The organism is Pedobacter glucosidilyticus DSM 23534 (assembly GCF_000425145.1).
Classification (GTDB): domain Bacteria; phylum Bacteroidota; class Bacteroidia; order Sphingobacteriales; family Sphingobacteriaceae; genus Pseudopedobacter; species Pseudopedobacter glucosidilyticus.
In genome coordinates, this window is the sequence record NZ_KE384314.1 from 24,485 (window position 1) to 50,972 (window position 26,488).

The window sequence follows — 26,488 nt, forward strand, 5'->3', positions numbered from 1 at the left end:
TCCTTAGAAGCTTACAATAGGATTTTGTCTATTATCCCAAAAGAACACTAATAAAATAGTTTGTTGTGATGTTTCATAAAATAGGGAGGTATGCTTTGATATGAATGCTTTGCGAACATTTTTAATTTCTGATTCCTTAAATAAATAAGGATTTACAGCTATTTGTTCTAAAACTTTTAATGTTTGCACTCTTAACTTTTCTGCTTGTTTGATATTCCATTGAATAGAAACAAACTGATATATTGCATCAAAGGTTACTTCAGCTTCATCAGACCAACGTATTTCAAATTTCATACGTTATATTTTCTCATTACTTCTTCTGTAGATTTTGTAAGTCCGGCTTTACCCTGCTCCTGACCTCTTTTAATTCCTTCCTTAACGTGGTCGGGTAAAAGATTTGCACTTTCTAATAATGAGAGATAATCCTCCATACTTAGTTGTACAGCTGTTTTATTTCCTTTCTCGTCTACTAAATAAGTAACTGTCATATCACAAATATAACCATTATCAAAAAGAGTTGAAAACCTAAGCTTTCAACTCCTTACTTAATGCTTCTAAAAATCTATCAGCGTGTTCTTTGGTTAGATTTAATGCTGGTAATAATCTAATCACGTTAGGTTTAGCTTCGCCAGTGAAAATATGATGGTTAAATAACAAGTTTTTCTTCACTTGGTTAAGCTCTTCTGGTAAATCAATACCAATCATTAAACCTTTGCCACGTACTTCTTTAATATGGTTTAGTTTCTGAAGCTCTTGAATTAAATAGCTGCCTATTTTAGCTGCATTATCCATCAAATGCTCTTGCTCCATCACTTCTAAAACGGCTAAGGCTGCCGCACAAGCCAAATGGTTACCACCAAAAGTGGTACCTAACATGCCATGCCAAGGTTTTAATGCTGGACTAATGCTAATACCACCAATAGGAAAACCATTACCCATTCCTTTAGCCATGGTATAAATATCAGCATCTACACCTGCAAAATCTGAAGCATAAAACTTACCGCTTCTTCCGTAACCACATTGTACAGAGTCTGCAATGAAATAAGCTCCGTATTGAGTACATAGGTTACGTATGGTTTTTAAAAACTCATCGCTAGCTACCTGTATACCGCCAACCCCTTGAATACCTTCTATAATGACAGCACAAATTTCATCTCCTTGTTTTGCAAAAAGTTCATTTAATGCTTCTACATTGTTGTGTGGCAAGAAAACAACATTTTCTGTTTGGTTAACCGGAGCTATAATTTTAGGATTATCTGTTGCCGATACTGCTAAAGATGTTCTGCCATGGAAAGCTTTGGTAAAAGCCACAACTTTTTTTCTTCCATTGGCAAAAGATGCCAATTTTAAAGCATTCTCATTAGCCTCGGCACCAGAGTTACACAAGAAAAGCTGATAATCTTCTCTGCCTGATGCCTTACCAAGTTTATCTGCCAATTCTTCCTGTAAAGGAATTTTAATAGAGTTTGAGTAAAAACCCAATTTACCTAACTGTTGCGTTAAGCGCTCTACATAATGCGGATGCGTATGACCTATAGAGATTACAGCATGCCCGCCATAAAGGTCTAAATATTCCTGCCCTTTATCGTCCCAAACCAAGCTCCCTTGGCCTTTCACGATTTCTATATTGTTTATTGGGTATACGTCGAAAAGTTTCATGTTTTTTTAAGTTTAAAGTTGTAGGTTATAAGTTTTAAGTACCAGAACCTCTAACTTTTTGTATCAATACAATTAACATTGCTTTAATTTCATTGATTAACTTTTCTGATTCTTCGAATTGATTCTGATTAATGTAATCTAAATCTCTGCTAAGAGTTAAAAAGTAGTCAACTTCATTTGCTGAACCTAAAGCAATATTCAAATATCTCGCAAAATCAGATTGGGTAAATTTGCCGCAACCTTCAGCTATGTTTGCTGGAATCGAAGAGCTTGCTCTTCTCATCTGACTAACCATACAGAATATTTCATCTTTAGGAAAGACTTTAGTTATTTCATAAATTTTAAGTGTAAAACGATGCGACTTTTCCCAAACCTTTAATTCTTTGTAGTTCTGCATGCTTAAAACTTACTACTTATAGCCTAAAACCCAATCGCTTTCAACCTCAATCCTTCCCTCTCATCCAAACCAAACATCAAATTCATATTCTGGACTGCTTGGCCAGAAGCTCCTTTCAACAAATTGTCAATAATAGATAATATCATCAGTTTATTGCCGTGTTTTTCTAGATGAATTAAGCATTTATTGGTATTCACAACTTGCTTTAAATCTATATTCTCTTTGCTGATATGTGTGAAAGGCGCATCTGCATAAAAATCTTGATATAATTTTTCTGCTTCTTCTAAACTTAAATCACAATCCATATAGCTTGAGGCCATAATTCCTCGCGAAAAAGCGCCTCTGTAGGGTATAAAATTTATCTCTTTATCAAAATCAGCTTGTAATTGCAAAAGGCTTTCGCCGATTTCATTTAAATGCTGATGCTCAAAAGCTTTATAAACCGATAGGTTATTACTCCTCCAACTAAAATGAGAGGTTGTTGTTGGCTTTTGCCCTGCCCCTGTAGAACCTGTTGTTGCGGTGATGTGTACTTCAGATTTTAACAATCCTGCTTTAGCTAAAGGCAACAAAGCCAATTGCAGACAGGTTGCAAAACAACCTGGATTAGCAATGTTTTGAGCTGTTTTTATGGCTTCTTTGTTAAGCTCGGGTAAACCGTAAATAAATGCAGAAGGCTGAAGGCCTAAAGCTGAAGACTGATTTTCTAAATCGCTTTTAGCTTTTGGCTTTAAGCTTTTAGCTTTTAAACGAAAATCTTGAGAAAGGTCAATAATTTTGATATTATCATTAAAACTATTTGCTTCTAAAAACTTCCTAGCATCACCATGGCCAACGCATAAAAACAATACATCAATATCTTGTGATAATTTATCAGTAAAGGTTAAATCAGTATCGCCCAATAAATCTGTATGCACATCTGATATTAAATTACCAGCATTGCTGTTACTATGTACAAAAGCAATATCAACCTTTTGGTGATTAACCAAAATTCTTAAAAGCTCTCCACCTGTGTAGCCTGCTCCGCCAATGATGCCTACTTTAATATTACTCATCTTAAAGCCCTTCGTTTACTTTATGCCAGATACTTACTTGGTTACCAAATATTTTGGAGAATCCTTTTACATCGTCTCCGGTGTAACCTTCATTCATCTCGCCATAGCTACCAAATTTACTACTCATCAAATCATTCTCAGACTCGATACCAATAATCTGGAATCTGTAAGGTAACAGCTGTACAAATACTTTTCCGTTAACTGTTTTCTGTGTATTTTCTAAGAAAGCTTCAATATCTCTCATCACTGGGTCATGAAACTGACCTTCATGCATCCAATTTCCGTAGAACATAGCTAATTGGTCTTTCCAGCTTAACTGCCACTTGGTTAAAGTATGCTTTTCTAAAGCATGATGAGCTTTAATAATCACCATAGGTGCCGCAGCTTCAAAACCAACTCTTCCTTTTATCCCAATAATGGTATCGCCTACGTGGATATCTCTACCTACACCAAACGGAGCAGCAATTTCTTGTAAAACTTGAACTGCTTCTGTTGGATGGTTATATTTTTTACCATTTACAGCTACTAACTGCCCCTTTACAAATTCAAGCTCAACATTTTCTGCCTCTGTTTTGGTTACTTGAGTTGGCCATGCCTCTTCTGGTAGCATACCATTAGAAGTTAGGGTTTCTTTACCTCCTACAGATGTACCCCAAATGCCTTTATTGATAGAGTATTTAGCTTTTTCGGCATTAATTTCTACGCCATGTTTATGTAGATATTCAATCTCAGCTTCTCGGCTCAATTTCAAATCTCTAATAGGCGTAATGATACCCACTTTAGGAACCAAGATATTGAAAATCATATCAAAGCGCACTTGGTCATTACCAGCACCAGTACTACCATGAGCAACAAAATCAGCATTAATTTCTTTTGCATAGTTTGCAATAGCAGTAGCTTGGGTAACACGCTCTGCACTTACAGAAAGTGGGTAAGTATTATTTTTTAATACATTACCAAACACTAAATATTTTAAACAAGAATCATAATAGCCTTTTACTGCATCAACAGCATGATGAGAAGCTACCCCTAAACTGTAGGCTCTTTCTTCTATCTGCTTTAATTCTTCTTCAGAAAAACCTCCTGTATTTACAATTACCGAGTGTACTTCTAAATCCAAATCTTTAGTAAGATATATGCAACAAAATGAGGTATCTAATCCTCCGCTAAAGGCTAAAACTACTTTTTTCTTCATTTTTTTAGTATTGAGTATTGAGATATGAGATTTGCGATCTCATATTTCGATACAGATTTATTCTTTAAATTAATCCGGCTACTACCATTTTTAAAGAACGACGCAATTTAGCTTCTATTCTTTCTAGTAAAGTAGCTTTATGTGTTATCTTCTTTAATCTTTCAGCTTCTTCGGCTTTTTTCTCTTCTGGGTCGTAAAGCATGGCTGTACACATACAATTTTGCCTGTTTTTACTCATCAAGATATCGTAGTTTACACAACTTTGACAGCCTTTCCAAAAATTCTCATCTTGTGTTAGTTGCGAGTAAGTAACCGGTTCGTAACCTAAATCAGAATTGATTTTCATCACTGCTAAACCTGTTGTTAAACCAAATATCTTAGCGTCTGGATATTTTTCCCTAGATAAATCAAATATCTTAAACTTAATAGCTTTAGCCAAACCAGCCTTACGATAGATAGGGTTAACTATTAAACCAGAGTTAGCCACAAACTCGCCATGGCTCCAGGTTTCTATATAACAAAAGCCTGCCCATGTACCGTCTTTGTGCAAAGCAATAACAGCTTTACCTTCTAACATTTTATTGGCAACATATTCTGGAGAACGCTTTGCTATACCTGTTCCACGTACTTTTGCAGAGGTTTCCATCTCTGTGCAAATAGTTTCTGCATAACCTACATGTTGCAAACCAGCAACCAGTATGTTAAAATCGTTAATATGCATTTTTTGAAAAAGATAAATCCTTCATGAGGGATTTTAATCAGAATAAACAAAAATTAATTAGAGACCTGTTTACTTACAAACAGAAAAAGATGTCGAAATTATCAGCAGAGGTTTAGGCCCTGGTGACAAACAGAGGTCTTCGTCGTAGTAAACGAATAGATGTGTGTAAATCAGAAAGCAACATATAGAAATTAAGCACCTTTTTAAGGGCTGTTAATTTCTTGAAGGTATGTAAGTTTTGTTGTTTCATTTCTTTTATCCATCAGCCACTTAGGGCTAATATTTGACGCAAAAGAGCGTATTATTTTTATTAATTACAATAAAAAAATGCAATTAATATGAATATAACACAGAGGTGCTTTTAAGATTACATAACACCTCTGTGCGAAAGTTATTAAACCTTTCTTAATTTGATAATTTTTACCCAATGTAAAACCTTTAAAATAGGGTAAACTGGATCAAACTCGAACCATTTTTTTGCAAAATTTGGACTGTTTGGAAACTTATGGTGATTGTTCTGAAAAAGCTCTCCTAACATAAAGAAATCAAAAGGAGTTGAGTTTTTAGATTTATCATCATTATCGAAATTTGAATAACCGTATTTGTGGCCACACCAATTAACAATAGCTCCATGTAATGGACCCATAATAAAATGGATTGGTAATAATAAAAACATCCACCAAGAGGTTGCAAAAAATACATAAAATGCAATGTAACCTAAGCCAAATAAAATTCTAGTGATAAAAGAAGAAGCTACTTTATCTATAAATTTCCACTCTGGATAGTTCCCTTTAAACTCTTTATCCGCTTGTAAGGTTCCTTCTGCAAAGCCATTATACATACCTCTAGTGTTCCACATCATTTGAAAAACATCTTCAAAAAAATGTGGCGAGTGTGGATCTTTCTCTGTGTCTGAGAAAGCATGGTGCATACGATGCATAATAGCATAAGCTTTAGGCACTAAATAAGATGCTCCCTGACTAAACCATGTAAAAATGTAAAAGGCTTTCTCCCAGAACTTGTTTAAGGTAAACATTTTGTGAGAAGCATAACGGTGAAGGTAGAAAGTTTGGGCAAAAAGGGACAAAAACCAGTGTGCCAAAAAGAAAATAAGAATGTACATGTGTGATTTTAAAAATTCAGATAATATAATCTGGTTGCTAAATTAAGGTAATTGTTTATTATCTACTAAAAACATAGAATAAATTTTAGCGATAAATATTAGAATTAACGTAACTTTCACGCTCTTTGTTATAGATGACGCTATATATTTCTGCTTTTTCTTTACTTCCCAGTTTAAAATAGGTAATAGCAAGATTTTTTAAAACATCAAATTGAAAGCGTTCGTTTTGATGATTAATAAGCTTTTCTGCCTTTTGTAAATCTATTAAAGCAAGATCATAATCTTTTATTTTATTTTTAACTTTTGCCAACATCAGTAAAGAACGTATGATACCTTCTTGTTGTTGAATTTTGTTTGCTAAAATATTTGCTTGTACGAAGAACCATTTAGCTTCTGTAAACTTGTTCTGGAATAAATATATCCGCCCCAATTGCATATAACAATCAATTTCAGCTTGTTTGCTATTAAGCTTGTAAGCTATAAGTAAAGTTTTGGTTAAAATTTGTTGCTCTGCTTGTTTAAAATATCCTGCCTTTAGCCATAGCTCGTTTTGTTGTAGTAAAGCATTTATATAACTTTTATCGTTTTGGCTAATACGAAAACCTGCCAAAGCAATGGTATTATAATCTGCTGCGGCTTTGTCTTCACCAAAAATTACCGCTAGTTGATATAGAAAACTAGCTATTTGTGCAACTTTAGCGTGGTTAAGTTGCATTTGATACAGGATTAGAGCTTTATTAAAATGATGGTAAGCTATATTTAAATCGCCTGCTAGGGTTTCTGTTACAGCCATCATCATGTATAAACCTGCCTGTCTTTCTTTCAAATTTGCCTCTGAATAAAAAATCAGTTGCTGAGGTAAGGAATTAAAATAAAGTTGATGCTGATGATAAGTTATTGCACTTATCCCAATATTTAAACTTAAAACATCGCTTATTTTTTTGATAAGCTCTTGAGGGTTTAATAAAGCTAATTCATCTGCTATGAGACTGTTATTAAAAGATTTAATAAATACAGTATCAACAAATTTTTGTTGAGGAGTAGGGTAAGAATTAAGCTTTTTGTTTGCAAAACTATCTTCTAACACAAAAATAAAAAACGTTGATAATAATAACAGACGTAGCATTTACATGTTTAAGAAGTAAAAGAAAGAAAAAAAATTAAATAATCCTTCTTAATCTTTTTGCACTTATTTTTATACTCTCATAAGGGTCAATATCAAAATTTTCTTGCTCTACGATAGGATATTTAAGTCCGGCAGTTTTAGCTTCTTTTATAAAAGACTCAAAATTTATGGTTCCGCTGCCTATTTCAGTATTCTTTGCAGGATTAACTTCATCCATATCTTTAACATGCCATAAAGTAAAACGTCCTTTATAATCTTTAAATAATTTTACAACATCCTGTTTAGCTCTAACAGCCCAGTATAAATCTAATTCGAACTCTATTTTAGGACTTGTGTGTTCTAATAAAATTTCATAGGCCGTTTTATTTCCTAGTTGTTTAAACTCAAAATCGTGATTATGGTAGGCTAATGTTAATTCTTCATTTTCTAGTTTGAGTGCGGCTTTATTAAGCTTATCGGCAAAAGCTTTTACGCTTTCTACGGTATTAAATATTTGAGGATTAATAAAAGGAACTATAATATAAGTTTGCTTCAATATTTTTGCCGCCTCTATGTAAGAAGCTAAAATATTATCATCACCTGTTTTTTCCCAATCGCTAAATTCGTAATGGGCACTTGGGCAAGTAAGGTTATACTTATCTAAAAGTTGTTTAAACTGTGTTGGTTTTAAACCCCAGAAACCATCTTTTACCGAGTAACCATAGGCTTCTACCCAAGAATAACCTGCTTTTGATACCTCAGCAATTACATTTTCTACACCTTTAGAAAATTCGTTTCTTAACGAATATAGTTGTATCCCTATTCTTTTTTTATCATCTACCAAACATCCAAGATTTGGTAATACTAAAACCGATGCGGCAGCTAAGCCTACCTGCCTTAAAAATACTCTTCTGTTATCCATTTTAAATAAAAACTAAACATCACAAATTTTTACTGCTTGATATAAAGATGCTATTTTATTTTCTTTTATCGGAATAAATTCTTGTGCAACATAACCTTTAAAACCTGTTGCTACAATGGCTTTCATAATAGCCGGATAGTTGAGCTCTTGGCTATCATCTATCTCATTTCTGCCTGGTACGCCAGCTGTGTGGTAGTGCGCAATATAAGGGTGGCTATCTCTTATGGTATGGATAACATCTCCTTCATCTACCTGCATGTGGTAAATATCATAAAGTAATTTGAAATTTTCTGAGCCAACTCTTTTACAAAGTTCAACACCCCAAGCTGTTTTATCAGCAAAATAATCTTTATGGTTAATTTTACTGTTTAAAAGTTCCATTACCAAGGTTACTTTATGCTTTTCTGCTAGTGCCATCAGCTTTTTTAAACCTTTAGCTGCATTGTTTAAACCTGTTTCATCATCCATACCTCTGCGGTTTCCGCTAAAACAAATGAGATTTTTATAACCTGCTTTAGCAACTATAGGAATCATTTCGGTATAATTCTGGATAAGCTTCTCATGAAAATTAGGCTCTGCAAAGCCATCAACCAAATTGATTTCTGCGCCGTTACACATGCTAGAATCTATACCATGTTTTTTGAGAATATCCCACTCTTTAGGACCAACCAAATCGATAGCTTTTATACCTATTTTTTTTGATAAAATACAAAGCTCTTCTAAAGACAAGAAACCATAAGTCCATTTACATACTGCGTGGTTAATATTGCCTTTTAGTTTGGTGCTTTGTTCTCCATCTAAGGGGTGTGCAAAATTTAGCATAGGTATTGAAGTTAAAGCGGCAGTTCCTGTCACTATATTTTTAATAACCGTTCTTCTATTCGTTATTTTAGGCATCATGATGCAAATTAATGAGTTAAAGCCTGTTTTTTCCTATTCTTCATATAGATTACCAAACCTGTGAAAGCTACCACTAAAATCATTGGAATTACCATAGTAGCTTGCAACACTTCTGGACCGGCTGCATTTTTCGCTTGGTTAAGTAAGTTAGCCATTTCTGTACCTGGTGCAGCACTTAAATACTCAGCTTCATTAGCACCAACAGGCAGTTTTTTAACGATTAATCTATCGTAAAAACCACCCATAAAAATGGTATAAATAGAAACTGCAAACATACCAGCACCACCCATCAGGTTTAAACCTAAAGCACCTGATTTTGGTATATTCTCTGCCACAAAGCCTAACATGGTAGGCCAGAAATAACATACGCCTAAGCCAAAAATAAAGGCTGCAAAATAAATAGCATTTCCTGTTAAAGTACTTAATAAGTATAAACCTAAAGCAGCTAAAATAGCAGAAATTAACAATACCCCTTGCGGAGAAAAACGGTGAACAATAGGTTCTGCCAAGCCTCTTCCTATAACCATTACACCTGTGGTAAGGGTTAATATCAGGATAGCATTATCGGTAACGTTTTTAAGTAATACATCTATCCATTGGCCTGTAAAAAGCTCGGTAATAGCTGTGCCAAACATGCAAATGAACATGAAAATAAATAAAGGCGATGTTACCGATTTATACATGGTAGCTGTAGAAACACCAGAAGCTACACGCTCTGTTACTGGAAAATCTAATTTAGAGAATAAGTAACCGTATACCAAGGTTGGCACTATCATGACAGCTACTTGTATTTGCCAACTTAAACCTAGGCTGTTAAATAAAATTACGATAAGTGTTCCTAAAAATATACCACCTGGGAACCATAAATGAAAATGGTTTAGCTTGGTAGTTTTATTATCAGGATAAATGGTTGCAACTAATGGGTTACAAGCTGCTTCTACTGTTCCGTTAGCAATACCAATAAGTAAAGTAGAAATGAAAAGTGTCCAATATCCTTGTGCAAAAATAGTTAAGACAATACCTAGCAAATGAAAGATAAAGGCCATCACCAATAATCTTTTCATACCAATGGCATCAACAATAAAACCACCTATAACTACAGCTAAAGGGAAACCCCAAAAAGCGGTAGCTGTTATCGTACCTAATTCTGTTGCGGTTAATTGAAAATCTGTTCCTAGTTTTCCTAAGATACCGGCCCTTATCCCGAAAGATAAAGAGGTAACCAACAGCGCAAGACAGCTTGCCCAAAATAGTTGGCTTTTATTAATATTATTCATTTAAAATTGGGTTAGGTTATAATTGGTTGGTTTGAATTAAAGCGCTTTTATCATGATGTTTTTAAACCAAACTTCATCGCCATGGTCTTGTAATACAATTTTTCCTGATTTAAATTTACCAAAATCAGGCATGGTTTTGAACTTACTGGCAGCAACCATTTTGTTCCAAGCATCATCCCACATGGTGGTAGAAACTACTTTAACTCCGTTTAAATAAAATTCTAACTTGCCATTATTGCTTATAATTTCTGCCTTATTCCACTCGCCAGCTGGCTTAACGGTTTCTTTGCTACAAGGAATTAAATCATACAAATCTCCAGCTCTGTGTTTAAATATTTTAGCATCCGGATGACCATCATTATCTAAAACCTGCATTTCTGGACCAGTAAGGTATGGTTGTGGATATTTTTTAGCATCCTCAAGCACATTGAACATGATGCCACTATTTCCTTTTTTAGCAACTTTCCATTCTAATTTTAAATGAAAGTTTGCGTAATCTTTATCAGTAGCTAAGTCTCCACGTTGAGCCTTATCTGCAACAGGTTTAAAATGGAGAACACCATCTTCTACCGTCCAAGCGGTACCTGTTTCTGCTTTACCGTAAGTATGCCAACCTTGAGTACCGTTTGCTAATAAATTTTCCCAGCCTTTATTAGCTTTCATTTTTTGCGATTTACATGATAGCGTTACCAATAACACCAACATACAGGTTAAAATACTTCTCATTATTTCTTAATTGTTAAAATATATTTAACCATTTCTTCAGCATCAGCTTGGCTAACTTGCGGATGAGCAGACATTGGAACTTCTCCCCAATTTCCTTGTCCGCCGTTGATAATTTTACCAGCAAGCATGGTAATATTTTCTGGTGTAGCTTCATATTTCGCAGCTACATCTGCATAAGATGGTCCTACTAATTTTTGTTGTTCTTTATGGCAACCCAAACAGTCTGATTGTGCTATTAATTGCTTACCCTTTGGTTCTTCTACATCTGGTGTTGCTACACTTTCTGTCGCTGCAGAAGTTTCTGAATTTGTACTTTCTGTATTTTGCTGACCGCCACCACAAGCCCATAAACTAACTGCAAGAATACTTAAACTTAATACTTTATTGATTTTCATAATGATACTGTTATATACCTAAAACTTGATTATTAAAATTTGTATCGCCACCGGAAGCTGCGAAATCATCAAAAGCTTTTTCTGTTACCCTGATGATATGATCTGCAATAAATTTTGCTCCCTCTCTGGCTCCATCTTCTGGATGCTTGATAGCGCACTCCCATTCTAAAACTGCCCAACCATCGTAATTGTATTGTGCCAACTTGCTAAATACCGATTTGAAATTCACCTGTCCATCGCCCAAAGAGCGGAAACGTCCAGCTCTGTCTATCCAGTTTTGATAGCCGCCATAAACCCCTTGTTTGCCCGTTGGGTTAAACTCTGCATCTTTAACATGCATCATTTTTATACGCTCATGGTAAATATCGATAAAAGCCAAATAATCTAAACATTGTAATACAAAATGCGAAGGATCATACAATATATTGGCTCTTTTATGATGATTTACTTTATCTAAAAACATTTCAAAAGTTACACCATCATGTAAATCCTCGCCAGGATGTAGTTCATAACAAAGGTCTACGCCATTTTCATCAAAAACGTCTAAAATAGGTTTCCAGCGTTTTGCCAGTTCATCAAAACCGGTATCAACCAAACCTGCTGGGCGTTGTGGCCAAGGGTAAACAAAAGGCCAAAGCAAAGCGCCACTAAAAGTAACGTGTGCATTTAAACCTAAATTCTTTGATGCTTGTGCGGCATACTTTAATTGCTGTACGGCCCAAGCTGTTCTAGCTTTTGGATTTTTATGTAATTCTGCAGGAGCAAAAGCATCAAATAAATCGTTGTAAGCAGGATGTACGGCTACCAATTGCCCTTGAAGGTGTGTAGAGAGTTCGGTAATTTCTAGACCTGCTGCATTTACTTTTCCTTTGATTTCATCGGCATAAGTTTTACTTTCTGCTGCTAATTTCAGGTCTAAAAACCTACTATCATTTGTAGGTAATTGCAAGCCTTTAAAACCTAAGTCTTTTGCCCATTTACAAATATTATCTAAACTGTTAAAAGGCGCTTGGTCTCCTATAAATTGTGCTATAAATAATGCTGGTCCTTTTATTGTTTTCATTTTTCTTTTAGATATGAGATTTGCGTATTGAGTATAGAGAAACTAAAAATTTATCCATTTTTGGGATGATTTTCCAGACTCGATAACTTTTTCAATAAAAGTCATCCCTCTAACACCCTCTGTTACGCTTGGATAATCAAGCGCTTCTGCTGCTGGCTGCTGCTGGTTCATTTCTGCCAAAACAGTTAAAGCAAAATTTCTATACAAGTTAGCAAAAGCTTCTAAATAACCTTCCGGATGCCCAGCTGGTGTACGTGTATTATGCGAAGCAAAAGAACTTACATAAGCACCACCAGTTCTGAAGGTTTGCGCAGGTGCATCTAAACATTTTATAACTAAAGAATTAGCGTCCACTTGTTGCCATTCTAAACCTCCTTTTTCTCCGTATACTCTTATTTTAACATTATTTTCTTCACCGGCAGCTATTTGTGTAGCCATTAAAACGCCACTTGCACCGTTATTAAATTTAAGTAGAACGGCACCATCATCATCTAATCTTCTGCCATCAATAACGGTATTAATATCAGCGCAAAGCTTAGTAACACTTAAACCAGTTACATACTCTGCAAGGTTAAAAGCATGAGTACCAATATCGCCCATGGCTCCGGCAATACCACTTTTAGATGGGTCTGTACGCCAATCGGCTTGCTTATTTTCTACCGCTGTACTTAACCAGCCTTGTGGATATTCTACATAGATTTTTCTTATAGCTCCTAGTTTACCTGCCAAAACTTGCTGACGAGCTTCCTTCACCATAGGATAACCCGTGTAAGTATGGGTTAACAACAGTTTTTTACCTGTTTGTTGCTGTATTTTTTCTAACGCTAATGCTTCTTGAAGGGATAGTGTGATAGGTTTATCCAAAATAACATGGAAACCATTTTCTAAAGCCATTTTAGCTGGCTCGAAATGTAAATGGTTTGGTGTTACGATACTGATAACTTCTACTCTTACGTCTTCTGGTAAACTTTTCTCGGTTTCTATGAGTATTTGGTAAGATGGATAAGCTCTCTCTGGCGATAAGCCTAACAAAGCTCCTGTTTTTGCAGATTTTTCTGCCGAGCTACTGAAAGCACCGCAAACCAGCTCGTAACAATCATCAATTCTTGCCGCAATACGGTGTACTGCCCCAATAAAAGCATCGGGACCGCCACCTATCATTCCTAATCTTAATTTCTGCTTCATAAATATTACGGATTTAGATAAACCGGATCTCCTTTTTTGTAAGGGATACATCCATCAAATCTGCCTGGCACTTCTACATAAGTTAAAACCTGACTACCACCTATTTCTGACGTAAAATATCCTAATAAGGTTAGTTCTTTCATCATTCTAAAATAATGTGGTGGAGTATCTTTTTCCTTGGTTTCTTGATAAGCCTTTTGTTGTTTATCTAAATTGGTTAATAAAGCTTTTTTCTGGTCTTTGTCTAAAGCAAGAAAATCTGCTTTATATTGTTTTTTAGCTTCTTCATCAATGTTTTTTAACCCATCAAGGAAAACTTTTTGATGCTCTTTATCATAACAATCTTTCACCATTAAGGCCATAAACTCGCCCGCTTTGGTAGCTTTGGCACCTGGTGTATTGGTTTCTGGAATAATGGTTTCTGCAATTTCATCTAATAGTAAAACATCATTGCTATTAAACAAATCATTTATTTGCTTTGGCGATGATGTACAACCTGTTAAAGTGAAAATTTCTGCCCCTAAAACAGTTCCCCCTAATAACAGGGCTACTGATGATATGGCTTCTCTTCTATTCATGATTTTAATGTTTTTGGTCTTTAATTAAACACCTAGCGTCCAGCCGGCTCTATAGTTTCTTTTTACAAACTGATTGGCTTCTTCAAAATTGGTTACCCGCATTTGCGCATTATCCCAAAGTAATTTGATGTTTCTGCCTGGGAAAATGTCTTTACCATCTTTTTGCGTTTTGATATCATAAGACCTGATGGCTAAATTGGCCATTAAAAGAGCTTCTGTTAGAGGAACTGCTTTTTCAAATGGCGAGCTCAGTTCTTTGTTACCATAACCTGCTAAGCAAGCTTCTACCCATTGTGCATAATGGCCATTGGTGCTTCCGGTTACTCTATCGTATTTTTGTTTAACTTTTACTTCCTGAGTTTTGCTGGTAGGTAATAAACGAGGGTTTTGGTTATAAGTACCCGCCATCATTTTGCCTTTTGTACCTATAAATAACATACCGTTGCCGCCATCGCCAAATACTTCATTAGGGCCTAATTCTTCTGGGCGTTCTGGCTGTATACCGCCATCCATCCAATGTAATTTAATTGCCGATTTATTTTTTGCCGTTGCCGGGAAGTTTAGGATAACATGACTAGAAGGTGGACAAGAATCTGGGAAATATCCGCGTTTAAACTCATCAACATAAACAGAACCAACACTAGCTTCAACAGAAGTTGCTGCATTTAAACCTAAAACTGTAAACGGACCTTCCATTAAATGGCAACCCATATCGCCTAGTGCTCCGGTGCCATAATCCCACCAGCCACGCCAGTTAAAAGGCACTAATTTATCTACATAGTTTTTTTGAGGTGCTGTACCCAACCATAAATCCCAATCTAATTCTTTTGGAATTTCTGCGGCTTGTGTAGGCCAAGGAATACCTTGTGGCCATACGGGGCGGTTTGTCCAACAGTAAACGGTATGAACTTTACCTATAACTCCAGCATCAAACCATTCTTGCATTTGCCTAACTCCATCATCTGAAGCGCCTTGATTACCCATTTGGGTAACTACTTTATATTTTTTAGCGGCATCTAATAAGACACGAGCCTCATAAATATCATGTGTAAGCGGTTTCTGTACATAAACATGCTTACCTAACTGCATGGCTGCTAAAGTTGTAATAGCATGGTTATGGTCTGGTGTAGAAACGCAAACGGCATCAAAGTTTTTTGATTCTTTATCAAAAAGCTCTCGCCAATCTTTATAATATTTTGCTGTTGGATAATCTTGTCTTGCTTTTAATGATCTTCTATCATCAACATCACATAAGAAATTGATAACGGCTTTGCCTGATGTGTGAAAGCTTTTTAAATCGCTATAACCTTTACCGCCAACCCCAACACCAGCAATATAAAGTTTATCACTAGGTGCTAAAAAGCCTTTACCCAAAACATGTCTGGGTACAATAGTAAAAGCTGCCGCTGCAATTGCACCAGATTTAATAAAGTTTCTTCTACTTTGTTGATTACTTTTATTTTCCATGTTTAAGGTATTAAAGGTTCATCTTTTTAAGTTCAGAAACAGCGTGGTATACTGCTCTGGCAGTAAAAGCCATATAGGTTAAAGATGGATTTACGCAGCTTCCCGATGTCATGAAAGAGCCATCAGTAACGTAAACATTTTTAGCATCCCAAACTTGATTATGCTTATTTACCACAGAAGTTTTAGGGTCTTTACCCATACGGGCTGTACCCATTTCATGAATACCTTGACCAAAACCGTAACCATTATCATGCGCTTTAACATCTTTAAGACCTGCTTTTTCAAGCATTTCTTTAGCGTCATCCATCATATCCTTACGCATTTTAATTTCATTCTCTTTTATCTCAGCATCGATAGCTAAAACAGGCAAGCCCCATTTGTCTTTTACGGTTTTATCTAGGGTAACTTTATTTTCATGGTAAGGTAAAATCTCGCCAAAAGCTGTAATACCCATAGTCCATTGACCGGGTTGTATTAAAGCTTCCTTTAACTCGGCACCTATGCTTAACTCTGCTATTTCACGATTCCAACCCTGCCTGCTAGCACCTCCCTGATAACCAAAACCACGTAGATAATCTCGCTTTTCGCCATTCATATTTCTAAAACGTGGTACATAAATACCATTTGGTCTTCTTCCGTAGTAGTATTTATCATCATAGCCTTCTGCAACGCCAGATGCACCTAATCTAAAATGATGATCCATCAGGTTATGACCAAGCTCGCCACTGCTACTTCCTAAACCGCCTTCCCAAACATCGGTTGCAGAATTCATTAAAACCCAAGCAGAGTTTAAGGTTGATGCGCAAAGGAAAATTACCTTCGCTTTATACTCATAAGTTTGATTAGTTTGTGCATCTAAAACCTCAACACCTGTAGCTTTTTGGGTGTCTTTATCATAAAGAATTTTAGTAACGATAGAGTGCGGACGAAGCGTAAGATTGCCAGTTGCCATGGCTGCTGGTAAGGTAGAAGATTGTGTACTGAAATAAGCTCCAAAAGGACAACCTAACGAGCATTTATTTCTAAACTGACAATTGCTACGACCTTTAACAGGAGCCGTAACATGAGCAACACGACCTATAAACATGTGTCTTTGATCTTTATATTGTTGCCTGATACGGGCTGCAACATCTTTTTCTACACAGTTCATGTCCATTGGTGGCAGAAACTCGCCGTCTGGCAAGTGAGCTAAATTCTCTTTAGACCCACTGATACCTGCAAATTTCTCCACATAACTGTACCAAGGGGCAATTTCATGATAACGAACGGGCCAGTCTACTGCGATGCCTTCTTTAGCATTTGCTTCAAAGTCTAAATCGCTAAAACGATAAGACTGTCTTCCCCACATTAAAGACCTGCCTCCTACATGATAACCTCTATACCAATCAAAGCGTTTTACTTCTGTATAAGGTGCTTCCTTCTCATTTACCCAGAAATCAAGATTTTTTTCTGAAAGTGCATAGTCCCTTTTAAGAACTGGATAGTTTTCAACCATTTCTTGGGTTCTTCTGCCTCTGTGTTCAAACTCCCAAGGTGCTTTAGTAGCATTTTTATAATCTTTAACATGCTCTATATTTCTACCTCTTTCAAGCACAAGAGTTTTTAAACCTTTTTCGGTTAGTTCTTTCGCTGCCCAGCCTCCGGAGATACCGGAACCTATCACTATGGCATCATAGCTTTGTTCTGACATTCGTTTAATATTAAAATTGGTTAGGTGAATATAGAAATTAAATTTCTATAAACAATAGCCTAAGTGTATTTTTTACAATATGTAATATTAGGATTTCCCAATAAACGTAAAAACCACACTAAATATGATTTAGTATGGTTTAAGAAGCTTAAAAAAGCTTTAAGTGTTATAAACTATAAATATTTTTTTAGCGATTGTGCCCAGATAGCATAACCTGCAGCTTTTAAATGCAAACCGTCATGAGTATAATCCTTTTTCATGCGACCATCAGCATCTAAAAATATTTTATGCGTATCTATTAAGGTGGCTTTTTCTTCTGCTGCTAATTTTTTTAAACCTGCATTAACTGCGGCAATATGTTCGTCTTTATTGTAATGATTTTTAAATTGTGTAAATGTATTATTTACAGGGAATACGGTTTGTAAATAAATTTTAGTTGCCGGAGACTCCTTTTTGATTTGCTTTACAATACGGTAATAATTATTGATGATTAAGCTATCAGGAATATTTCTTGAGATATCATTAATACCTATTAACAAAAAAACCTTAGCTGGTTTACCTTCTGTTACTTCGCCTAATCTTTCTAAAACACCATAAGATATATCTCCAGAAATACCTCTGTTTTTGATATTTAGATTACCTAATAGCTCTGCCCAATCTACCCCTGCGGTAATGCTATTCCCCAAAAAGATGATATCTGTTGAAGCGTTTGGATAGCTTTTAAATAATTCTACTTTTAGCTCAAAATTATTGGGGCGGTAAGTGCTATCCCATTTTACAGCTTGTGCATTGCTATGGCTAGCAAAGAAAAATAGCGCAAGGCTAAAAAATAATAACTTCTTCATATATTTAAATTTATAGAGGCTTAAATTACAGTTTTCTCTTCGTATTTATGACCAAACCTATCTGTTGCTTGTACTTTGATATTTTTTACCTCTGGGTTGATATGCGCCATAAATAAATGCTCGGTTCTTCTAGGCTCTGCAAAAGAGCGTGGTTTAGGTAATTGATCTCCTTTATATAGTTTCACACTTAAAGGATCAAAACCTTTGGTTTGTTCTAGTAAGCCCATGTATTTATCATCAGCCCACCATTCTATTTTCCATTGTGGGTCCCAATTCCAAACATTGGCTAAAAGCCTTTTTTGCGCTGTTAGTTCTTCTATATGTAAACTTATTTGATGTGTTTTAGGCTTACGCATAGATTTATAATACCAACTTAACTGATTACCTTTTACATGATAAACGCCATAACCACGAGGTGCGCCATCGCCGCAGATGGGACCTGTCCACCAAGCGCCACAAACAGTACCATGTACGTGTTCATAAACATTATCTGTGATGTAATTATCGTTATAATGTGTATGTCCAGACATGATATGCACTTGCCTGCCTTTTAAGATCTCATATAATGCTACATTATTTTTTACTGAATTATGTACCGGAATATGCAAACCAATAACAATCAAATACTCTTTAGGAACAAAAGCTAAATCTTTCTGTAACCAATTTAACTGGTCTTCTGTAATATAGCCATCGTATTTTCTTTCTTCACCTAGATAGCGCACATCATCTAATACTATATAATGAACCTTTCCTCTGTTAAAGGAATAATAAGTGGGTCCAAAATTTTGCTTAAAGGTTTTATCGGAAGTTTCATCTCCGCCTTGGCGATAATCCATATCATGATTACCTAAAGCTTGGAAAAACGGAATACCCATTTGTTTAACTGCTTCGGCATAGTCTTGAAATAGTTCAAGTTCATCCCAAACTAAATCTCCAACGCCTATACCGTGTATCAAAGATTTATCACCTAAATCTTTAACCAATTGTTGAACATCAGGTACAGATTCTTCCATCATTTGCTTTACATCGGCTTTATTTTTAACCTGAGGATCTGCCCAGATGATGAAATAATGTTCATCATCACTCTGTTTCAATTTTGTTAAATTGAAATCAAAGCTGTTTGTAGCACTTAAATTTTCATATTGCTTAGAGATGTGATTTTGAGTTTTAAACTCGTAACCAGCCGGGGTACTCATGAAAACATGGGTAGCTTTATTGTGGGCTTTTAGTTTATAAAAACCATTTTTATCGGTTTTCACTACACTAAAACCATCTGAGATAATCACATCTGCCAATGGTTTACCATCTGTTTTTACGCTTCCGCTGATGGTTTTATCAGCCTTACTTAAAAAACCATGGCTATTTAAACTTATAAAAGCACTGCCGGCTAGTAAACTAGTGCTTTTGATAAAAAATCTTCTGTTCATTTTTGTGTGAATACTAAACGAGGCTGTTTCAAAAATCCTATTTGTCACATTGGGCGGAGTCGAAATGTTCTCTGATATGCTCAGAAAAGGCTTCGACTCCGCTCAGCCTGACACAAAGTGGTGATTTGAGACAGCCTCTTTGATTTTAGTTACATTATCTCAAAGTTGTTGGTGAAACACCATCAGGATTATCTGTTGTAGGTGCCGGGAAGATTCCCTCTATCTCCTCTAAAGTAGAAGTTTTAGTTAGTATGATAGTAGTTTGTGTTCTTGCCCTAACCCATCTTCCCAATGTTGGATTATAAATACCTCCTAATTTGTAAAAGAAACCAGCATCAGTAGGTGTGGTATAATTTAAATTTAAAGTATTACTACCTTGTCTGTAGAAAGGTTGAGATTCTAATGTTATAGGGTTAACAACATCATAATAATCTGTGTTAGCAATTCTGTAACCAACAGGCGGATTAGTACTAGAAAGAAGACTTCCTCCTGCTCCAACAAATATTACATCAATAGGCTGTGTATCTCTTGTAACATTAGTTCCTTTGAAAACAGCAATACCAAAAGCATTACCACTATTAGCCATTAAACCACTAGTTCTTGTTCCGAAGCCATCACCATTTGTTGTAGTGTAATTGAAAGACCTAATCCAATTTGCAGTACTAATTGAAGTAGAATTAGCACCATTAATTAATTTAGCAGAGCCCCCAACATAAAAGAAAGTCCCTTTTGCAGCGGTACCAGAGGTTAAATTAAATTTATATGTTCTAAAAGAGGTTGCACCACCACCTGTTGCCCAACCATTTGTAGGGAAACCTGTTGGCTGTGAAGTTCCGGCATTATTAGAAAAGACCACTGAATACGGTGTTACAGAAAAATCTATATCTTTTGTAGCTAATAATTGAACGTATTCATAATTACCATCACCACCTATAACATCATTAATAAAACCACTGATAATTACATCTGCAATTTCTGGTGATGAACTTAAAGGTATAATATCATTTAAAGTTCTTACACGAAGCTCGGGAACAAGATTTCCTTCAGCATTTTGCTTACTAATAACTACGCCGTAGTAGTTGGCTAAGAAGAGTAATCCTGAGTTATTTGCAAATGTGGCATTAGAGGCTGTGTGTAGCGTAAGATTATCAAAACCGTCATTAATAACCTTATCACCTGCATAAACTTCTGTTGGGGCTGGAATTGGGTCAAAACCGGCTTTTACAATAGCCACCAAAGTACTTTCATACTTATCTGGATTGGCCAGAATAAGATTACTACCCACCCTATTTACCGGGATATTTTTACCTGAGGCAACCTTGGTAACTTTAGAAGCGTCAACACCTGTTATTTGTAATAAGCCATCAACCCTTTTTAAAACGCCACCTGCAATTTCTACTACTACAGAGTCTCCTGGAACATAATTAGCAGCTTCTGGCCCTATAGGAATAGAAATTCCTCTTAACTCGTTCAATCTTTTTTTATCTTGAACGATTAATAATCCTTCTGGAAGATTGTTACCTGAATGGTCTGACACTACAACTGCACTAATTTTTGAAGAGCCAAACATATTATCAACTGTAAGATTTAAATCTGCGCCTTTATATAGGCTTCTTAAATCAAATATAGGAATGTAAGGACTTACAACACCTCCTGGATAATTACTTTTCTCGCATCCTATCCATATCACCGATAAGGAAAGTATGCATAAACTGAGAAATATATTTCTTTTCATTTTCATGATATTAAAATTTAAGATTAAGGTTTTTGCCACCAAACTTGAGTAAATATTTCATCAGGACCTTGTGCGGCAACAGCGAGTTTATAATTTGTTGGGTTTGCGGATTCTACATAAACAGGATAAGTCATACGAGCTGGCATAATACCATTATTTCTTAAACCCGCACCTTTTGGTAAAGTTGGATATCCTGTTCTTCTATACTCATACCACTGCTGGTTATCTGTTAAAAATAGGGCATAATACTTTTGTAAGTGTATTTTCTCCATCTTCTCTGCTAAACCATCCGTTGGCAGAAATTGCATATCTGCATTAAACAAATAAGTATCAACACTTATATTCCATGTTGGTACCCATAGCGTAATGCTATTTAATACTCCAGATTTATAGAAATCTTCTGCTGAACCGTTTATCCAACCTTTAACTGCTGCCTCGGCTAATATAAATTGTAGCTCTGCGTAGTTCATCATCATCCCTGTTAAAGGATCATTTTGAAGTGTTTGTGCTGGAGCACCAGATACAACAGAACCAATAGAGTAAAAGAAAGATTGTTTAGGCTCTCCAGCACCAGGAGTATAACCACTTTGGACACCTGCAAAACCATTAGCCCCTTGCGAAATACCCCATCTGTTTACACCATTTCTTCCCCAAGTAGAAATATCTAAACGAGGATCATTCCAATCTCTTAAATGGTCTATAAAGAAAGATGCTATGGCTGGGTCTCTCCAATCCTGCTCTCTCACACTTAAGACATAAGGTGAAGTAAATGGTCCAACACCAGTCCAACGTAAAATTGCAGACTCATCGTTGTTAACCATTCTTGGATAATTTGAAGGGTTAGTATCAACCATATCTTTTATCTTATCAATACTTTGTTGTGCTACCTCTGCTTTACCTGACAAGCGAAGTAGCAATCTTAAATAAAGAGAGTTTCCGAATTTTCTCCATCTAGAGGCATTTCCTTGATAAACAGGATCACTACCTGCGGGGATATTTGGTGCGCCAGCTAATAAAGTATTAGCTTCTTCTAATTGTTGGAAAATACCCGCATAAACATCTTTTTGTAAATCAAACTTAGGTTCAAAAATTAAATTTCTCCCTTGTAAAGCTTCACTGTATGGGATATCACCATAAGTATCTGTTAAGATAGAAAATATCCAAGCTTGACAGATTAAAGATATACCTCTGTAAGATTTATCTATGTTTGCTGTACTATTGGCAAGATTGTAAATATCTTTAAAATTGTTTAGCTGAACATATAGGTTGTTCCACGCATAGTCAGAAAGGTTTCTTCTAATTTCATATCTAAAAATTGTAGCTTCTGCATCAGTTTGATTAACTGTTACCTGCATCAACTCGTTGTTAAGATTTCTATTTCTAACCATATTTACCGTTAAGGTATTCACCAAAGCTGGAGCAAGAAGCTGTGCAGGTGATGCAGTTGGAGTACCATTAGGGTCGGTATTAATTTCTTTAAAATCTTTCTGGCATCCTGGTGCTATAAACACCAAGATGGTCATATATATCATCGTTATTCTTAATATCGTTTTCATTTCTATGTTTTGATTAAAGTCCTATAACTAAGTTTACACCGTAGGTTCTTGTTGATGGAAACTGAGCAGTTTCAAAACCTTGCACAATATCAGTACCGGCAAGCGTACCAAATTCTGGGTCGAATATTGGCCATGGAGACCATATAAACAAGTTACGTCCATAAACCCCTATTGAAGCCCTTTGCATGCCTAATTTTCTAACAAGTTTAGGGGTGAGCGTGTAATCCAATCTGGCTTCTCTAAATTTCAAGAAATCTGTTCTAAAAGTACTTCCCTCTGCGTTATCGATACCCATGTGTGATCTGTAATAACCATCAACATCGAAAGTAATGACGTCATTAGGACGAAATGTTCCATCAGCATTTTGAATAACACCATTTCCTATGATACCACTATATCTACCTGGTAATGTTTTGGTTAGTTTACCTTGCTCAACCAATTTATAATGACTTAATGAGTGAGCTACACCTCCAATTTGAGCATCAAATAAGGCATTAAATCTAAATTGCTTATATCTAAACTCGTTCCCTAAACTTGTTCTAAACTTCGGGATGGTGTTTCCTAGATATACTACCTCATCACTTATTTTTGCAAAACCTGTTTGCTCATCGTAAATTACTTGTCCGTCTGGAGCTCGTTGGTAACCTCTTCCATATAAATCACCCATGCTACCACCAACTTTTACTACAATTTGGCCTCCACCAACTGGTCCGTTTCTTAACACTACAGAGCTATCTCCCAATTCTTCAACCCTGTTTCTGTTTGAGGAGAAAGTGAAATAAGAAGTCCATTTAAACCCAGATTTTGTACTAATTGGTGTACCGTTAACTGCTAGCTCAAAACCTCTATTGGTTACTTTACCAAGATTCACAAGAACCTGATTATAGCCTATTGAACGATCTACTACACGGGTTAAGATTTGATCTTTAGTATTACCATAGTAATAAGCAACATCAAAATTTAAACGGTTTTTAAAGAGCCTAAAGTCAGCACCGTATTCGTAAGTCGTTGTTCTTAAAGGTCTTAAATTAGGATTAGGCAAAAGTGTAGGATTATTTAAAGCTCCGCCTGGATATAAGCCACTTCCTGCAATTTCATAATTATAAGAAGTTCTATAAGGTGTAGTAGAACCACTACCAACCCCAGAAGCTGATACTCTAAATTTAGCAAAATCTATAATTTTTGGAAGTTTTAATAATTCAGAAGCTAAAAAGCTTAAACTGGCTGATGGGTAGTTAAAGTTTACATTATCAGTACGATTTGGAGTAGCTAATACACTGTTCCAATCTGTTCTTGCAGTTAAATCAAGATAAAGGAAGTCTTTGTAAACACCAGAAAATAATCCATAAAAGCTGTTGATATTGTATTGACTTTTAAATGGAAAGGTTGCTAAAGGTCCAGCGCTATTAGCTATGGTATAAACACCTGGCTGGTTTAAAGAATCGGCTCTAATCTCATCTCTATTATAGATGTTTTTAAGCACACTACCTCCGGCAGTTGCAGTTATCTCGAAATCTTTTTTAAATTTCTTCGTATATCTTAATAAGAAATCACTACTTGCTTCCTGCGAATAAATGTTTTGGAATCTATAAGATCCTTTTGGTAATCTAGTTCCTGCATCGTAAGGGCGCTCTTGCGCTCTTCTCTCGTATCCCATATCTAAGGAAGTTCTCACCATTAAGCTTAAGTTTTTGGTGAAATTATAGGTAGCTTGGATATTTCCTGTTAAAGTATTTCTGTCTGATTTGTTGATGAACTCGTAAGAAATAGCATAAGGGTTTTCTGGGAAAGAACTAAATGGATATTGAATACGTCTTCCAACTTCACCGTTTCTCCAATAATTTCTTAACCAGTCTGGATCAGCACTTGGCTGCCAAAATATATACCAATACATTAAAGATTGGTTACCATAACCAGCACCTGGTAAATTATCACTATTTCTGTTTGTATAGTTTACTTTAGAGGTAACTTGAAGTTTTGGATTTATTTTAGAGCTTACGGATAAAGCTACGGAATTACGATCATATCCAGTGTTGGGTGTTATCCAAGTGTTTTTAACATTAGTAACAGAAAAGCGAGCGGTAGTTTTATCCGTTCCGCCATCTAAACTAACTGAATTGGTAAAAGTCTGACCTACATCAAAAAAATCGTTTAATTTACCAGGATAAGGTACCCATGGAGTTCTTTCTGTACCTCTAGCTTGTGTTACTGGGTCATACTGAAAAAACATTTGTCCGTCAAATCTTGGTCCGTATGCCGAACTTGTTCCGCTGGTACTTGGCCCATCTGGCCCAGCGCCAAAAGAATAATAATTGGCACCACCAGTACCTTGACCGTATTCGTATTGTAAGTCTGGCCAGCGATTACCGCTCTCAAAAGCCACGTTTGAATTAAATGTAACTCCTAAACCTTTTCTTTTAGCACTTCCAGATTTTGTAGTAATGATAATAGCACCATTGGCTCCTCTTTGCCCGTATAAAGCAGCCGCACCCGGTCCTTTCAGAACAGAAACACTTTCTATATCTTCCGGATTGATATCATTTAGACCGCTACCATAATCCGCAGGCATATTATCACTTCCTGTACCATAAGCACTTTCGCCAGCGTTAGCAGTACGCCTACCTGTACCTTGGTTAATCACAACCCCATCAACAACAATTAAAGCTTCGTTATCTCCTGTTAAGTTGTTTTCTCCACGAAGGATAATTTTATTAGAACCAGCAGGACCACTATTAGATCTTACTAAGTTTAAACCCGCTACTTTACCAGATAATGCATCTGTCCAGTTATTGGAAACAGCATCTGTTAGCTGTTCGCCTTGAACTGTTGTAACAGCATACCCCAAGGCTTTCTCTTCCCTTTTAATACCTAAAGCCGTTACAACAACTTCGTTTAAAGCAGTAGTAGCAACTTTTAATCTGATAGATAAGTTGCTTTGGCTATTTGCAAACGTCCTTGTTGTAGGATCATAGCCTATGTAAGAAAAAGTAACTGTAGTGTTTTTTGGTATGTTTATAGAAAACTCACCATCGAAGTTGGTTGTACCTAAATTCTTCTTATTATTATCGGTTATAATCACACCAATAATAGGCTGACCGTCATCATCGCCTAGAAGTTTTCCTTTAACCGTTATTTGTGCCGTTTGGGCAAAAACACTTAACGTATTAAAAATAATTAAAAAAAAGGATAGAAATAAAAGGCCTAAACCTTTTGCTTTTACCACTTTCTTTAAGCGGGGTAAACATTTCTCATTCATTATTTAAAAAATTGATTTTCAACTAGTTGTTTAATTTTAGGCTTAACTTCGATAATAAAATTATGAAGTTGTTTTGTTTATTAAATTTAAAAATAAAAACATTTAAAAACATCATATTATTTACAATTTATTTTTTATTGTTTCCTTTTGTTGTTAAGCGGCACAAATAGAGCAATTAAATGTTATTAATGGGTTATTCTAATGTTAAGTA

The 26,488-nt window shown here is 35.7% G+C and carries 24 protein-coding genes; all 24 read right to left on the reverse strand.

The genetic code is table 11. From position 1 onward, the window contains the following. Positions 1 to 3: 3 nt before the first annotated feature. The 24 genes from H510_RS19285 to H510_RS0116790 all read right to left on the reverse strand — a co-directional run bounded on the left by H510_RS19285 (position 4) and on the right by H510_RS0116790 (position 26,277). A complete protein-coding gene (locus tag H510_RS19285; RefSeq protein ID WP_036693332.1) occupies positions 4 to 294 on the reverse strand; it encodes a type II toxin-antitoxin system RelE/ParE family toxin in 291 nt (96 codons plus the stop codon). Beyond that, complete coding sequence (locus H510_RS0116680; protein WP_026905351.1) at positions 291 to 488, reverse strand: hypothetical protein; 198 nt, start codon at positions 486 to 488, stop codon at positions 291 to 293. The genes H510_RS19285 and H510_RS0116680 overlap by 4 nt, the downstream gene beginning before the upstream one ends. Positions 489 to 525: 37 nt before the next feature. After that, positions 526 to 1,659 (reverse strand): aspartate aminotransferase family protein, encoded by a 1,134-nt coding sequence (locus H510_RS0116685; protein ID WP_026905352.1) that lies wholly within the window; start codon positions 1,657 to 1,659, stop codon positions 526 to 528. A 34-nt stretch (positions 1,660 to 1,693) separates the two neighbouring features. Further along, entirely contained in the window at positions 1,694 to 2,056 is a 363-nt protein-coding gene (locus tag H510_RS0116690) for a four helix bundle protein (RefSeq protein WP_026905353.1), read from the reverse strand. 23 nt (positions 2,057 to 2,079) lie between these two features. Next, positions 2,080 to 3,111 (reverse strand): N-acetyl-gamma-glutamyl-phosphate reductase, encoded by a 1,032-nt coding sequence (gene argC / locus H510_RS0116695; RefSeq protein WP_026905354.1) that lies wholly within the window; start codon positions 3,109 to 3,111, stop codon positions 2,080 to 2,082. A gap of 1 nt (position 3,112) precedes the next feature. Further along, the gene (argG, locus tag H510_RS0116700) at positions 3,113 to 4,306 is read right to left on the reverse strand and encodes an argininosuccinate synthase (protein ID WP_026905355.1); all 1,194 of its coding nucleotides are present in this window, start codon (positions 4,304 to 4,306) and stop codon (positions 3,113 to 3,115) included. Positions 4,307 to 4,370: 64 nt separating this feature from the next. Beyond that, positions 4,371 to 5,027, reverse strand: coding sequence for an N-acetyltransferase (locus tag H510_RS0116705; protein ID WP_026905356.1), 657 nt, complete (start codon positions 5,025 to 5,027; stop codon positions 4,371 to 4,373). Positions 5,028 to 5,421: 394 nt separating this feature from the next. Continuing rightward, a complete protein-coding gene (locus H510_RS0116710) occupies positions 5,422 to 6,150 on the reverse strand; it encodes an acyl-CoA desaturase (protein WP_026905357.1) in 729 nt (242 codons plus the stop codon). An 85-nt stretch (positions 6,151 to 6,235) separates the two neighbouring features. Then, positions 6,236 to 7,276: a tetratricopeptide repeat protein gene (locus tag H510_RS0116715; protein ID WP_026905358.1), complete on the reverse strand. Its 1,041-nt coding sequence runs from the start codon at positions 7,274 to 7,276 to the stop codon at positions 6,236 to 6,238. A gap of 34 nt (positions 7,277 to 7,310) precedes the next feature. Further along, a complete protein-coding gene (locus H510_RS0116720; RefSeq protein ID WP_026905359.1) occupies positions 7,311 to 8,177 on the reverse strand; it encodes a sugar phosphate isomerase/epimerase family protein in 867 nt (288 codons plus the stop codon). A gap of 12 nt (positions 8,178 to 8,189) precedes the next feature. Next, entirely contained in the window at positions 8,190 to 9,077 is an 888-nt protein-coding gene (locus tag H510_RS0116725) for a hydroxypyruvate isomerase family protein (protein ID WP_342662639.1), read from the reverse strand. An 8-nt stretch (positions 9,078 to 9,085) separates the two neighbouring features. Continuing rightward, on the reverse strand, positions 9,086 to 10,354 hold the full coding sequence (locus H510_RS0116730) for an MFS transporter (protein WP_026905361.1): 1,269 nt from the start codon (positions 10,352 to 10,354) through the stop codon (positions 9,086 to 9,088). Positions 10,355 to 10,390: 36 nt separating this feature from the next. Next, complete coding sequence (locus H510_RS0116735) at positions 10,391 to 11,080, reverse strand: 3-keto-disaccharide hydrolase (protein ID WP_026905362.1); 690 nt, start codon at positions 11,078 to 11,080, stop codon at positions 10,391 to 10,393. Continuing rightward, a complete protein-coding gene (locus H510_RS0116740; protein WP_026905363.1) occupies positions 11,080 to 11,475 on the reverse strand; it encodes a c-type cytochrome in 396 nt (131 codons plus the stop codon). Before H510_RS0116740 ends, H510_RS0116735 begins: the two co-directional genes overlap by 1 nt. A 10-nt stretch (positions 11,476 to 11,485) precedes the next feature. Next, complete coding sequence (locus H510_RS0116745) at positions 11,486 to 12,538, reverse strand: sugar phosphate isomerase/epimerase family protein (protein WP_026905364.1); 1,053 nt, start codon at positions 12,536 to 12,538, stop codon at positions 11,486 to 11,488. A gap of 42 nt (positions 12,539 to 12,580) precedes the next feature. Beyond that, a complete protein-coding gene (locus H510_RS0116750; RefSeq protein WP_026905365.1) occupies positions 12,581 to 13,723 on the reverse strand; it encodes a Gfo/Idh/MocA family protein in 1,143 nt (380 codons plus the stop codon). 5 nt (positions 13,724 to 13,728) lie between these two features. Then, entirely contained in the window at positions 13,729 to 14,301 is a 573-nt protein-coding gene (locus tag H510_RS0116755; protein ID WP_026905366.1) for a gluconate 2-dehydrogenase subunit 3 family protein, read from the reverse strand. 24 nt (positions 14,302 to 14,325) lie between these two features. Further along, positions 14,326 to 15,768, reverse strand: coding sequence for a Gfo/Idh/MocA family protein (locus H510_RS0116760; protein WP_026905367.1), 1,443 nt, complete (start codon positions 15,766 to 15,768; stop codon positions 14,326 to 14,328). A 10-nt stretch (positions 15,769 to 15,778) separates the two neighbouring features. Further along, positions 15,779 to 17,458 carry a GMC oxidoreductase gene (locus tag H510_RS0116765; RefSeq protein WP_026905368.1) on the reverse strand — a complete coding sequence of 560 codons (1,680 nt, stop codon included), beginning with the start codon at positions 17,456 to 17,458 and terminating at the stop codon, positions 15,779 to 15,781. Positions 17,459 to 17,631: 173 nt separating this feature from the next. Further along, positions 17,632 to 18,303 (reverse strand): GDSL-type esterase/lipase family protein, encoded by a 672-nt coding sequence (locus H510_RS0116770; RefSeq protein ID WP_026905369.1) that lies wholly within the window; start codon positions 18,301 to 18,303, stop codon positions 17,632 to 17,634. A 20-nt stretch (positions 18,304 to 18,323) separates the two neighbouring features. Further along, positions 18,324 to 19,730 (reverse strand): calcineurin-like phosphoesterase C-terminal domain-containing protein, encoded by a 1,407-nt coding sequence (locus H510_RS0116775; RefSeq protein ID WP_026905370.1) that lies wholly within the window; start codon positions 19,728 to 19,730, stop codon positions 18,324 to 18,326. 154 nt (positions 19,731 to 19,884) lie between these two features. After that, a complete protein-coding gene (locus H510_RS0116780; protein WP_342662640.1) occupies positions 19,885 to 21,471 on the reverse strand; it encodes a DUF5689 domain-containing protein in 1,587 nt (528 codons plus the stop codon). A gap of 17 nt (positions 21,472 to 21,488) precedes the next feature. Further along, positions 21,489 to 23,021 (reverse strand): SusD/RagB family nutrient-binding outer membrane lipoprotein, encoded by a 1,533-nt coding sequence (locus H510_RS0116785; protein WP_026905372.1) that lies wholly within the window; start codon positions 23,019 to 23,021, stop codon positions 21,489 to 21,491. Between the two features lie 13 nt (positions 23,022 to 23,034). Continuing rightward, positions 23,035 to 26,277, reverse strand: coding sequence for a SusC/RagA family TonB-linked outer membrane protein (locus tag H510_RS0116790; RefSeq protein WP_051291364.1), 3,243 nt, complete (start codon positions 26,275 to 26,277; stop codon positions 23,035 to 23,037). Positions 26,278 to 26,488 lie beyond the last annotated feature (211 nt).